The organism is Peribacillus faecalis (assembly GCF_014712675.1).
GTDB lineage: Bacteria > Bacillota > Bacilli > Bacillales > DSM-1321 > Bacillus_AD > Bacillus_AD faecalis.
This window is the reverse complement of record NZ_JACXSI010000026.1, coordinates 43219-54969: the sequence shown is the minus strand read 5'-3', so window position 1 is coordinate 54969 and position 11751 is coordinate 43219. Positions and strand designations below refer to the sequence as shown.

Below are 11751 nucleotides of genomic sequence, written 5' to 3'. Positions count from 1 at the left end.
CAAGCTCGTTATGAATACTTGCGTCAATTATCTTAATTGAACCGCCGTATACGGAACCGTACGTACGGTGGTGTGAGAGGTCGGGGGTTAATCGCCCCCTCCTACTCGATTTCAGCGACTGCTTTTCTTACGGTCATTTCGTTCCCAAACGGAAAGATGGTAATAAGGGTCGAAGCTCCATTCTATGTAACCGTTATCTTTGTACATTCCAAAGTGAAGATGCGGTGGGAATTTTCCGCTTGTGCCCGGTGGTCCATATCCGGAGCTTCCTACGGTGCCAATTATCATGCCGGGTTCAACGATTTGGCCAATTTTCAAGCCTTTAGCAAAGCTGCCAAGATGAGCGAAATAATGATACGTGTTATTAATGTCACGTATGCCTATACGCCATCCTCCATACCGATTCCAGCCTTTAATTTCAATGATGCCGTAGCAAGTGGAACGAACAGGCACCCCATAATCGGCGAATATGTCCGTCCCTTCGTGGCTCCGTCTGCCGCCCCAGCCTCGTGCAACGCCCCATGTGCTTCGATAGCTGTAATTGACCGTTAGCGGTACCGGAAAGGATTTGTCGTTCAGATTAATCGTTTTGTATTTCTTGAACAGTTTGGCATTGCCCATAATCATTCCGACAGTTTTATCTCGCTTGTAGTAGTTCCAAAGAGCCAAGCGTATATGGTCATCATCTGTGCCGAATTGAGAGAGGTAGCTCCCCATAGTAACTAAAATATCCTCATCATTATTCACATCCGCTTTACCGTCACTATTGCCGTCTTTCCCAAGACCATCAAAGTATGCAATCCGCTCCGGCACAGTGTCAATAAGATTTGGGTTAAGCATTCCGTTCCATTTGTTTGGCGGAATTATAATGCCAATCGGTCCTTTTGAATCCGGCAAATCTTTGCGGGCGTTGCGCAAACTATGTTCATATTGATCAATAGCTGCCATATAGTACCACGGAATGTGGTAATATTGTTCAATCGCTTTATACATGTCCATCCTTTGCTGATAGGGCTGAGTGGCGGATTGAGCTTCTATGCTATCGATTGAGAAAAGCAGAGCAATTAAAAATAAACATATTGATATAAAAGCTCGCATGCAATTGCTCCTTTCAAATTACATCATGTCTTTAGTGTGTAGCGTATTGTCGTAATTACAATTAACAAATATTAGAATTTTTTATGTGCAGCTAACGACTTGAATGAATTTTCACTTTATGATTCTCTCCTCGATAGGTTATAATGAAGCAAGGAACGGATTGTAGAGGTGAAAGCATGGTTACTATCAATAATTTTCAATATGAATTAGTAGAAGACCATCGTAGTGGTTTTAATGAAGAGGCGTTTAAAGCTCGCTACAGTGAAATTTTAAATAAATACGATTATATTGTCGGCGATTGGGGCTATGGACAATTGCGATTACGCGGTTTCTTTGACGATCAAAACCAAAAGGCCTCTTTTGATACAAAAATCAGCACGTTATCAGAGTATTTGTATGAGTTTTGTAATTTCGGCTGTGCTTATTTTGTTTTGAAAAAAGTAAAAGTCAGTAACAATAAAGATAAATAAAAAAAGTCTCTGTTTCAAGTGATAATAATGCCACTTAAAACGGAGACCTTTTTACTTAACCATGATGTTTTTTCTAGATATCTAACCATACACCTGCTATGCTCGGAGGCGTACAGGATGTAGGTCATATTGGCGAAGACATGCGGACGTAGCGCTTTTAGTCGCTGTTCCTTACTTGCGGGCTGCTTCCGCATTTCGTGTCCCGCATGGCTCCTTTTTCATTGAAGTAAAATCAAGGAGTCAAATCAAAAATGGAAAAGGACCGGTGACGGTTTTTCTAGATAATTTCAGATAAAAAGCTGATTAATTCCTCTGCTTGTTCCGGTGTCAGGCGAAATGCATATTCAATATACCCTTCTTCCGCCAAATCATCCGGACCGATAATCGCGAAGTTGTTTCCTTGTAAATCAAGCACAAGCTGTTTACCGTAAAAGCGCTGTGACGACGTAATCGCCAAATCAAAACGCTGACTTTCCCCCAGGAAGCTTACAAAGCGTGTTTTTGTATCTTCCTTATCATCGTATAAATAGAAGCGTTCTTCCACCAGTCATCCTCCTAGACAAAAATAAGGTGAGGCTTATGATCAAGACGGTGATGAGCTTTAATGTACCGAACTGTTTTCGTTTTGCTTCGCATGACGATTGAGTCTGTTTCAACTAAATCGCCGCCCAAGAAACGAACGCCAGCCAATAATTCACCATTTGAAACGCCGGTAGCGGCAAAGATCGCGTCGTCCCCCATAACTAAATCATTTAAAGTTAACAGCTGTCTTGGATTCTCTAAACCCATTTTGCGGCAGCGGTCTTCTTCTTCTTGATTTTGTGGAACCAGTCTTGCTTGCATATCGCCACCCAAGCATTTAATCGCAGCTGCTGAAATAACTCCCTCCGGAGCGCCGCCGATACCGATAAATAAATCGATACCTGTTTGCGGGAAGCAAGTCGCGATTGATGCACTCACATCACCATCGCCAAATAGGCTTACGCGCGCACCTTTAGCGCGAATACGATCAATTAAATCTTGATGACGATCTCTTTCTTGTATAATAACATTTAAATCTTGAATTCGTTTATTATTTGCCTTGGCAACAATCTCTATTGTTTTCTCGATAGGGTCGTCCAAATCCACTAATCCGGCTGCTTGAGGTCCTACCGCGATTTTTTCCATGTACATATCGGGAGCATGAAGAAGTGTACCTTTATCTGCAACAGCAATAACTGTCATTGCATTGTTGTGCCCTTTAGCAACAATGGTTGTGCCTTCTAGAGGGTCAACAGCAATATCTACTGCTGGTCCATTGCCAGTTCCAAGTTTTTCGCCTATATAAAGCATAGGAGCTTCATCCAGTTCTCCTTCGCCGATTACGACAGTGCCTTCCATGTTGACTGAATCAAACATTTTGCGCATCGCTACAGTTGCTGCGTTATCAGCTTCGTTCTTTTTGCCTCTCCCCATCCATTGAGCGGAAGCAATCGCTGCTGCCTCTGTAACTCGAACAATTTCCATTGCTAATTCACGTTCCAAATATATAGCCTCCAATACATCTAATTACACAGCTTATTTTAGCAAAAAAACAACCAATTGTATGGCATATTGTATTAATTTCCATCATTATTACAAGAATTATGCCATTAAAATACTGTAAATAGCGAAATTTAATTGAGTTATTATTGTTCAATAAATGACTCTCAGGTGAAGAAATTGAAACTGAGAAAGCAGCTATGTTATCATCAGATTATAGATACATATTTTACAATTTGGATTTTATTTATTATTCAAAAATATTACTTACAGCATTATAAGTATGAAGGGACGATCAAAATGTACTTCGTTGACAGACAAAAAATCGAACAATATTTAACATGCTTAGAAAACAACCTTAATTTGTACAAAGCGAAAGAGACTTGGGAAGATGAATTATCTTTGCTGGCACTAGAACGCCTGACTCAATCAATCACTGATAACGTACTTGATACAAGCAACGTGATTATTGATGGTTTTATTATGCGCGATCCCGGCAGCTATGAAGATATTATCGACATATTGTTGGATGAAAGAGTTATTACAAAAGAGATGGAAGAGCAATTCAAAAATGTGCTGCCTTTAAGAAAAATGGTCGTTCAAGATTATTTAAGCATGAACCACGGAAACCTTGTTGAAGTTTTGCAAGAGAATATTATGGCGTTTGAAAAATTCCCGGAAGCAGTTCGCGGCTACTTGGAAAATGAACTGGGGCCAATTTCAGCATTTAAAAACTAATAGACAAGCAAAAAAGCAGGATGGTATATCATCTTGTTTTTTTATTTCTTCTTAAGTATAAAATTTCGTAAGAAGGTAATCATCCGGAGTTTATTGCAAATCTGGAGTATGCGCCTCACCAAAAAGGACCGGTGTCATTTTCTCTGTCCTTCTGCTTGAAATAAATGCTGTTTTAGAGTAAAGTCATAAGGTATTGAATCGTTGCAAAATTGCCGAAAGTATAGGCAAAGAGTAATGAACAATAGATTCCTCAAAGGGCTATAGAGGTGAAATATGTCAGAGATTGCATTAAACATTGTTGAATTTTTCAAACAATTTTCTTATTTTGGAGTATTATTGGCACTTTGTTTTGAGTTTATTCCGGCAGAAATTGTATTGCCGCTTGCGGGATATTGGGTATCTCAAGGAGATTTCAATATTCATTTGCTTGCGCTTGCAGGCACAGTCGGCGGAACTATCGGACCTGCCACTTTATATGCATTGGGTAGATATGGAGGAAGACCGATTGTTGAGAAATACGGCAAGTATTTTTTAGTAACGGACAAGCAAATAAGGGCATCTGATCAGTTCTTTGAAAAATATGGCCATGGTGTCGCATTTTTTGCAAGGTTTCTTCCGGTTGTCAGAACAGCAATTTCAATTCCGTGCGGAATGACGAAAATGAAGTTCTCTAAATTTTGTCTGTATACTTTTCTTGCGATGTACCCGATTACATACTTCTACTTATACTTAGGATTCAAGCTGGGAGAGAATTGGGAGCAAGCCGGAGCTATTTTCGATAAATACGCTTTTCCGATTGCGGGTGTCGTAGTAGCAGCGGTTATAGCTTTTGTTATCTATAAACGCATGGCTGCCGATAAAAATAGAGCTGCTTCGAAAATTGAATAGATTTTTATAGAAAGCCAGCGGATGTAATGCTGGCTTTTTTATTTTTAAGACCTTTAGGAACAAAGAGAATGTTATTATAGAAAAGTAGAATGCGAGTTTGAAAATAGGAGTGAATAAGTTGAAGCACTATAAAGGTTACTTAATTGACTTAGATGGAACGATGTACAAAGGTACAGAGAAAATAGAAGCGGCAAGCCGATTTGTTCATGAATTGAAAAAAAGAAATATTCCTTATTTATTCGTGACGAACAACTCTTCAAGAACGCCGGACCAAGTAGCGGCAAAGTTAACTGAATTCGATATCCCTACAGAGCCGCAGCAAGTGTTCACAACAAGTCAGGCAACTGCGAATTATATTTACGAGCAAAAACAGGATGCTTCCGTATATGTTATTGGTGAAGACGGGATTAGGGAAGCTCTTGCAGTGAGAGGCTTCACATTTGAAGATGAAAAGCCGGACTATGTTGTAACAGGGATTGACCGTCAAATTACTTATGAAAAACTGGGGAAAGCTTGTCTAGCTGTTCGTGCCGGTGCAAAGTTTGTCTCTACTAATGCGGATATAGCTCTGCCCACAGAAAGAGGATTTATGCCAGGGAACGGATCATTGACAGCGGTAGTCTCTGTATCAACAGGTGTGCAGCCGACTTTTATCGGAAAACCGGAAAAAATCATTATGGAACAAGCGCTTGAAGCTTTAGGAGTGAAAAAAGAAGAAACGATTATGGTAGGGGATTTTTACGATACCGATATTAAGGCAGGGATGAATGCTGGTATTGATACATTGCTTGTTCTAACAGGCGTAACAACGCGTGAACAGTTAAAGAATGTAGAAAAGCAACCTACATATGTAATTGATTCATTGGATGACTGGGAGTATTAATCTAGTCTACTTGCCAATCAGATACCAAAATGTATGGGTAAACTGCCCATGCATTTTTTTTATGCGCTCATATAATGTGGAGAATCTGTTACGTGATATCCACCTAAAGTAAGGGAGCTGTGAAAATGAATCCATATGAGTATGTTTCTCCGTACGACTTCGGAAGACCTGAATTCTCTTCACCTGAATCTTATTCCGATCCAATGCAAACGCAGAGTATGAACCCGTTTCAACTAGGTCAACCAGCAAGTGTAGAAAGTTGGATCATGCCGGTTCAAGGCGGCCAGCAGTCAAGTCAGGGAAATTGGACGCCTATGCCAGGAGGAATGTCGCAAAATCCGGGCAGCTGGTCTACGCCAACACCAGGAGGAATGCCGCATCATTCAGGCGGCTGGTCTCCGTCAACACCAGGAGGAATGCTGCAGAATCCGGGCAGCTGGCCACCTCCGACATCAGGAGGAATGCCGCAAAACCCAGGAGGTTGGCCACCGCCGACACCAGGAGGAATGCCGCATCATTCAGGCGGCTGGTCACCACCGTTACCAGGAGGAATGCCGCAAAACCCGGGCAGCTGGCCACCGCCGACACCAGGAGGAATGCCGCAAAACCCAGGAGGTTGGCCACCGCCGACACCAGGAGGAATGCCGCAAAATCCGGGCAGCTGGCCGCCACCGTCACCGGGAAGTCAATCGCCGGGAAGCTGGATGCCGGCTCCTCCGCCAAAACCGCCTAGGCCTCCACAAGCTCCACCTATGCAACCATATCCATTTAACTGGGGCAGTTAATAAATAACCAGGGTCGCTGAAGAATTAATCATTTTCAGAGGCCCTGGTTATTTTCTTATACATATAGAATATTTGACAGCATTTTAATCACTCGGTATTTTCTTTTCGGTGAGCTAAACGGCTAGAAGCTGCCGCTGCAATCGCTCCAACAATATCATCAAGGAAAGTATGACATTGACCGCTTGATTTATCATTTAATTTTTGCAGTATTCCCGGCTTTTGTTTGTCGATATATCCGTAATTGGTAAAACCGATTGATCCATATACATTGACAATAGAAAAGGCCAGTACTTCATCAACACCATATAAGCCTTCATCCGTTTCAATGATGGATTGCAAAGGTTCCTCCAGTAAACGTTTTTCAGCCAAAATATCGAGCTGGATCCCAGTTAGAATGGCATTTTGTACTTCGCGCTTAGACAATACTCGTTCAACATTTTTTAAGCACTCATCTATATTTAAATTCTCATGATACGCTTTTTGTAAAAAAAGTACCAGTTCAGCGATATCTCTTGTTTCAACACCTCGTTCGAGTAACCATTCGCGAGCTGTTTTTTCTGATAAACTGATTTGTTTTTCGTTCATGCTTTGTTCCACCTTTATTAAAATTTTCGTGTTGGATAAATTTTTATGAAGAAGTAAGAAGGCAGTGTATAAAAATGGGCCTACTAAGGACTGATGACGCAAAATTTCTTGTTGTATTGTATGCTCCAGTATTTGCGTCTTGTACCTTGTACGTTGCAACATCGCAAATTTGCGAAACTGTTGTGAGTATGAAAAGACCTGTATAAATAGACATACACATGAATAGAATGCCCTAAATACAGCTGAAATACATAATTGAAGAGGGGGTAAATAAATGCTTGAAGATGTTATTTATAAAAACTATGGACTAATTATGGAGAGGCAGGAAACAAAGGGGAATTACAGATGTTTCTTTTCAAATAATTATTTGTATACAATAATTCCGATTTATGAAGTCAATGAAAATGAATTGATGGAACGCCTGAAGATGTCTGACTTCATGAAACGGCAAGGAGATCCTTATGTATCATCATTTGTGCCTACTATAAATGAAACATTTTTATCGGAAAATGATGATAGTGTATTTCTTCTATTGGGCAATGCGCTTCTTGAAGAACCGCGTCCTGTTCGAATGGGGAAAAAGTTGGCGAGATTTCATGAAAGGGGCCGCATTTTTGCGGAACCATTGCAGGAATGCAACCGCATTGGTAAGTGGAAAGAGCTGTGGGAGGAGAGAATCGACCGCTTGGAGAACGTTTGGAAAGAGAAAGTGCAGTCCAATCCTGTTAACGAATTTGAAAGAATGTTTGTAGAGTCGTTTCCTTATTTCTTATCGCTTGGAGAAAATGCGATCCAATACTTGGTCGACTGCGAAATTGATGATGATCCTGCAGGGAATGATGCCGGTACAATCTGTCATGAGAGATTTTACAGTGACTTATGGTTAGGCGAATATTTAGTCAAAAATCCATTTGATTGGGTATTCGATCATCATTCAAGAGATGTGGGCGAGTGGGTTCGCGAGCATTATTTTCGTTTTCCTCATACGTATCGCCCGGGAATGACCCGCTTTGTGGAGGAGTATAGTTATTATACGCCCTTAAGTAGTTTCTCTTGGCGTTTGCTATATGCCCGTTTATTATTCCCGGTTCATTATCTGGAAGCGATTGAACGATATTACAGTAGCAGCAAAGAGGATGATCAACGCCATGTAGAAGATTTTTTGCAAAACTATTTGCAGCGGACTCATCATTACGAGGAATTTTTGCGTGAATTTTACGATGTATTGCGTGTACCGATTGGCAAACTGCGAATTCCGAAAGTCGATTGGCTATAAAAATTATTGTAAAATAGGTAGAAATCAGGACGATACGTGGTAAAATAAGCACATGTAAAATATTCTGTAATTTTAGACTATTGAAATTAGTTTGAGATGAGAGTATAATGTCTTTCATATAAATACATTTGTTTTCTGTGGAAGAACAAAAGGAGATTAAGCGATGAAAGCTATTTCAATTGGTTTATTGGGGTTAGGCACAGTCGGAAGCGGTGTTGTCCAGATTATCAATAATCATCAAGATAAGCTGATGCATCAAGTCGGCTGTCCGGTTAAAATAAAGAAAATTTTAGTGAAGAATATCGATAAAGCTCGAGATTTTGAGATTGATAGAAATATGCTGACTTTATCTGCGGATGAAATTATTGATGATCCGGAGATTGACGTAGTGATTGAAGTAATGGGCGGAGTAGAATCGACGAAAGAATATTTGTTGCGAGCAATCCGCAATAAAAAACATATCATTACTGCTAATAAAGATTTAATGGCTTTATACGGTTCAGAATTGCTGGAAGAAGCTACTCACAATGGCTGTGATTTATTTTATGAAGCAAGTGTTGCGGGCGGTATTCCAATTTTGCGTGGATTAGTGGACGGTCTTGCATCAGACCGCATTACAAAGATGATGGGTATCGTAAATGGAACAACGAACTTCATCTTAACAAAAATGAGCAAGTACGGAAGTCCTTACGAAGAAGTATTAACCGAAGCGCAACAACTCGGATATGCTGAAAGCGATCCGACAGCTGATGTTGAAGGCTTGGATGCTGCGAGAAAAATGGCTATCCTAGCAACACTCGGTTTTTCTATGAAAATCGATTTGTCCGATGTCAGTGTAAAAGGAATTACAAGTATTACAAAAGAAGACTTAGATTACAGCAAGCGACTCGGCTATACGATGAAGCTGATCGGCATTGCTTCCAGAACAGACGAAAAGGTTGAAGTAAGCGTTCAGCCAACACTGTTGCCTGAAGCGCATCCGTTAGCTAATGTGAATGATGAGTATAATGCTGTTTACGTATATGGGGAAGCGGTTGGCGAGACGATGTTTTACGGACCGGGTGCCGGAAGTTTACCGACTGCGACATCTGTTGTATCAGATCTTGTCATGACAATGAAGAATATGCGCCTTGGTGTTAATGGGCGAAGTGCAGCGGCGCCTCAGTTTGAGAAATGCTTGAAAAAACCGGATGAAGTTTATTCGAAGTATTTTTTGCGCTTGCATGTGAAGGACGAAGTTGGCGTGTTTGCGAAGATTACAACGTTGTTTGCTAAGCATAGTGTCAGCTTTGAAAAGATTTTGCAATTGCCGATTAAAGAAAAGGATTCTGCTGAAATTGTCCTAGTGACACACCGCGCATCCTTGCAAGACTATGAAAATATTTTAAATCAATTAAAGGATAATGCACTAGTTCACAATATTAAAAGCACCTATCGCGTTGAAGGAGATGAAGCATAATGAGTTGGCAAGGATTAATTAAAGAATACAGCGAATATCTTCCGGTTACTGAAAACACACCGACATTAACATTATTAGAAGGTAATACGCCATTATTGAAATGCGAAAATTTATCTAAAGAATTGGGTATCGAGCTTTACGTGAAATATGAGGGAGCTAATCCGACTGGATCATTTAAGGATCGCGGTATGGTGATGGCTGTCGCTAAAGCAATTGAAGCAGGAAGCGATACAATCATTTGCGCATCAACAGGTAATACATCGGCAGCAGCTGCGGCTTATGCAGCAAGAGCGGGGTTGCGCTGCATCGTCATTATTCCAGACGGTAAAATTGCAATGGGCAAACTGGCTCAAGCAGTTATGTACGGTGCTGAGATTGTCGCAATTGACGGCAACTTCGACCATGCTTTAAAAATTGTACGAAGCATTAGTGAAAAATCACCGATCACACTCGTGAATTCAGTTAATCCCTACCGTATTGAAGGGCAAAAAACAGCGGCATTCGAAATTTGTGATGCACTTGGTGATGCTCCGGATGTTCTAGTTATTCCAGTCGGAAATGCTGGAAACATTACAGCATATTGGAAAGGCTTTAAAGAGTATCATGAGAAAAAAGGCACTAAACTTCCAGAAATGCATGGTTTCGAGGCGGAAGGATCTGCTGCAATCGTGCGCGGAGAAGTAATTGAAGCACCGGAAACAATCGCAACAGCAATCCGTATCGGCAATCCTGCGAGCTGGAAATTTGCAGTTGAAGCAGCTGAAGAATCGAACGGTAAAATTGATGAAGTAACAGATGAAGAAATTATTGCCGCATACAAAATGCTTGCTCGAAAAGAGGGTATTTTTGCGGAGCCGGGTTCATGCGCAAGTATTGCCGGGTTACTGAAGCAATTGAAAACAGGTGAAATTGAAAAAGGCAGCAAAGTTGTTGCTGTATTAACAGGAAACGGATTAAAAGATCCGACGACAGCTGTGGAATATAGCGAGATTAAGCCGGTTGTGCTTCCTACAGACGAAGAAGAGATTATTGCCCATATTCAAGGTGTGGCTGCAATATGAGCAACGATGACATGATGTTCAGCATCCGTGTTCCGGCAAGTACGGCCAATCTGGGACCGGGTTTTGACTCGATTGGATTAGCTCTTTCGCTTTATTTGACTGTGCATGTATACCGAAGCGACAAATGGGAAGTCATGCCGTTATCAGAAGAAATGAAAGCTTTCCCGACAGATGAGAGCCATTATGTAATTCAAATTGCGAAAAAAACAGCAGCCAAATACGGCAAAACGCTGCCGACATGTCGCCTTGCTGTAGAAAGCGAGATTCCTCTCGCTAGAGGACTTGGAAGCAGTGCATCAGCGATTGTAGCGGGTATTCAGTTAGCGGACAGTCTTTGTCATTTGCATTTGACAAAAGAGGAAAAGGTGTATCTTGCTTCTTATGAAGAGGGACACCCGGACAACGCCGGAGCTTCAGTTGCAGGAGGTTTGGTAGTCGGCATGCACGAAGAGGAACAAACATCCTTGTTATCATTTCCGCTAGCTTCTGTGGCTGTCGCCGTTGTAATACCAAAATACGAGCTGTTGACCAGCGATTCACGAAATGTGCTGCCTCCGTCTTTAAGCTTTAAAGAAAGCGTGAAAGCAAGTGCAATTGCTAATACATTTTTGGCTGCCCTTTTATCAGGGAACTTTGAACTTGCAGGAAGTATGATGAAACGCGATTTGTTTCATCAACCGTACAGAAGGGAGCTTGTGCCGCTTCTGTCGGAGGTAGAGGGATTTGCTTACGAAAGAGGGGCTTTTGGTGTTGCGCTGAGCGGAGCGGGTCCGAGCATTGTTTGTTTTGCAGAAACGGAGAAGATGTCTCATTTGTTAGAGGATTTATCTGAACGATTCCCGGATTGCGATGTCAAACAAGTTGAAATCGATCAAGAGGGCTGTGTCGTAATGACAAAGGCGGATACGATTCATAGTTAGCAAAAAGGACCTCCAATAAGTCATCTGACTTGGTGGAGGCCCTTTTGTTAGATAGCTGTCTAACCTT

General features: G+C 41.3%; 13 protein-coding genes. 9 read left to right on the top strand and 4 right to left on the bottom strand.

Annotated features, from left to right (window positions below):
- Positions 1-111: 111 nt before the first annotated feature.
- The gene (locus IEO70_RS11865) at positions 112-1098 is read right to left on the bottom strand and encodes a M23 family metallopeptidase (RefSeq protein WP_190998594.1); all 987 of its coding nucleotides are present in this window, start codon (positions 1096-1098) and stop codon (positions 112-114) included.
- 176 nt (positions 1099-1274) lie between these two features.
- On the opposite strand from IEO70_RS11865, the gene IEO70_RS11860 reads away from it, so the two are divergent.
- Positions 1275-1568 carry a YutD family protein gene (locus tag IEO70_RS11860; RefSeq protein ID WP_190998593.1) on the top strand — a complete coding sequence of 98 codons (294 nt, stop codon included), beginning with the start codon at positions 1275-1277 and terminating at the stop codon, positions 1566-1568.
- 277 nt (positions 1569-1845) lie between these two features.
- Here the strand turns inward: IEO70_RS11860 and IEO70_RS11855 are convergent, their stop codons facing one another.
- Both IEO70_RS11855 and glpX read right to left on the bottom strand, forming a co-directional pair.
- Positions 1846-2112 (bottom strand): DUF3055 domain-containing protein, encoded by a 267-nt coding sequence (locus IEO70_RS11855; protein ID WP_190998592.1) that lies wholly within the window; start codon positions 2110-2112, stop codon positions 1846-1848.
- Between the two features lie 11 nt (positions 2113-2123).
- Positions 2124-3092, bottom strand: coding sequence for a class II fructose-bisphosphatase (glpX, locus tag IEO70_RS11850; protein WP_190998591.1), 969 nt, complete (start codon positions 3090-3092; stop codon positions 2124-2126).
- A 297-nt stretch (positions 3093-3389) separates the two neighbouring features.
- On the opposite strand from glpX, the gene IEO70_RS11845 reads away from it, so the two are divergent.
- The 4 genes from IEO70_RS11845 to IEO70_RS11830 all read left to right on the top strand — a co-directional run bounded on the left by IEO70_RS11845 (position 3390) and on the right by IEO70_RS11830 (position 6383).
- The gene (locus tag IEO70_RS11845; RefSeq protein WP_190998597.1) at positions 3390-3827 is read left to right on the top strand and encodes a DUF86 domain-containing protein; all 438 of its coding nucleotides are present in this window, start codon (positions 3390-3392) and stop codon (positions 3825-3827) included.
- Positions 3828-4100: 273 nt separating this feature from the next.
- A complete protein-coding gene (locus tag IEO70_RS11840; RefSeq protein ID WP_190998590.1) occupies positions 4101-4715 on the top strand; it encodes a DedA family protein in 615 nt (204 codons plus the stop codon).
- A gap of 118 nt (positions 4716-4833) precedes the next feature.
- Positions 4834-5598: a TIGR01457 family HAD-type hydrolase gene (locus IEO70_RS11835; RefSeq protein WP_190998589.1), complete on the top strand. Its 765-nt coding sequence runs from the start codon at positions 4834-4836 to the stop codon at positions 5596-5598.
- Positions 5599-5723: 125 nt separating this feature from the next.
- Positions 5724-6383: a hypothetical protein gene (locus IEO70_RS11830; RefSeq protein ID WP_190998588.1), complete on the top strand. Its 660-nt coding sequence runs from the start codon at positions 5724-5726 to the stop codon at positions 6381-6383.
- A gap of 87 nt (positions 6384-6470) precedes the next feature.
- Here the strand turns inward: IEO70_RS11830 and IEO70_RS11825 are convergent, their stop codons facing one another.
- On the bottom strand, positions 6471-6968 hold the full coding sequence (locus IEO70_RS11825) for a phosphatidylglycerophosphatase A family protein (protein ID WP_190998587.1): 498 nt from the start codon (positions 6966-6968) through the stop codon (positions 6471-6473).
- A 274-nt stretch (positions 6969-7242) separates the two neighbouring features.
- On the opposite strand from IEO70_RS11825, the gene yutH reads away from it, so the two are divergent.
- The 4 genes from yutH (at position 7243) to thrB (ending at position 11684) form a co-directional block, all read left to right on the top strand.
- The gene (gene yutH / locus IEO70_RS11820) at positions 7243-8244 is read left to right on the top strand and encodes a spore coat putative kinase YutH (RefSeq protein ID WP_190998586.1); all 1002 of its coding nucleotides are present in this window, start codon (positions 7243-7245) and stop codon (positions 8242-8244) included.
- Positions 8245-8407: 163 nt separating this feature from the next.
- Positions 8408-9703, top strand: coding sequence for a homoserine dehydrogenase (locus IEO70_RS11815; protein WP_190998585.1), 1296 nt, complete (start codon positions 8408-8410; stop codon positions 9701-9703).
- Positions 9703-10764, top strand: coding sequence for a threonine synthase (thrC, locus tag IEO70_RS11810; RefSeq protein ID WP_190998584.1), 1062 nt, complete (start codon positions 9703-9705; stop codon positions 10762-10764). Before IEO70_RS11815 ends, thrC begins: the two co-directional genes overlap by 1 nt.
- Complete coding sequence (gene thrB, locus IEO70_RS11805; protein ID WP_190998583.1) at positions 10761-11684, top strand: homoserine kinase; 924 nt, start codon at positions 10761-10763, stop codon at positions 11682-11684. Before thrC ends, thrB begins: the two co-directional genes overlap by 4 nt.
- The last annotated feature ends 67 nt before the right edge of the window (positions 11685-11751 follow it).

Excerpts from the sequence above, each read along its gene's own strand:
- IEO70_RS11825 (WP_190998587.1), bottom strand. The coding sequence starts at position 6,968 with ATGAACGAAAAACAAATCAGTTTATCAGAAAAAACAGCTCGCGAATGG.
- yutH (WP_190998586.1), top strand. The coding sequence starts at position 7,243 with ATGCTTGAAGATGTTATTTATAAAAACTATGGACTAATTATGGAGAGG.
- IEO70_RS11860 (WP_190998593.1), top strand. The coding sequence starts at position 1,275 with ATGGTTACTATCAATAATTTTCAATATGAATTAGTAGAAGACCATCGT.
- IEO70_RS11840 (WP_190998590.1), top strand. The coding sequence starts at position 4,101 with ATGTCAGAGATTGCATTAAACATTGTTGAATTTTTCAAACAATTTTCT.
- thrC (WP_190998584.1), top strand. The coding sequence starts at position 9,703 with ATGAGTTGGCAAGGATTAATTAAAGAATACAGCGAATATCTTCCGGTT.
- IEO70_RS11865 (WP_190998594.1), bottom strand. The coding sequence starts at position 1,098 with ATGCGAGCTTTTATATCAATATGTTTATTTTTAATTGCTCTGCTTTTC.
- thrB (WP_190998583.1), top strand. The coding sequence starts at position 10,761 with ATGAGCAACGATGACATGATGTTCAGCATCCGTGTTCCGGCAAGTACG.
- IEO70_RS11815 (WP_190998585.1), top strand. The coding sequence starts at position 8,408 with ATGAAAGCTATTTCAATTGGTTTATTGGGGTTAGGCACAGTCGGAAGC.
- IEO70_RS11830 (WP_190998588.1), top strand. The coding sequence starts at position 5,724 with ATGAATCCATATGAGTATGTTTCTCCGTACGACTTCGGAAGACCTGAA.
- IEO70_RS11845 (WP_190998597.1), top strand. The coding sequence starts at position 3,390 with ATGTACTTCGTTGACAGACAAAAAATCGAACAATATTTAACATGCTTA.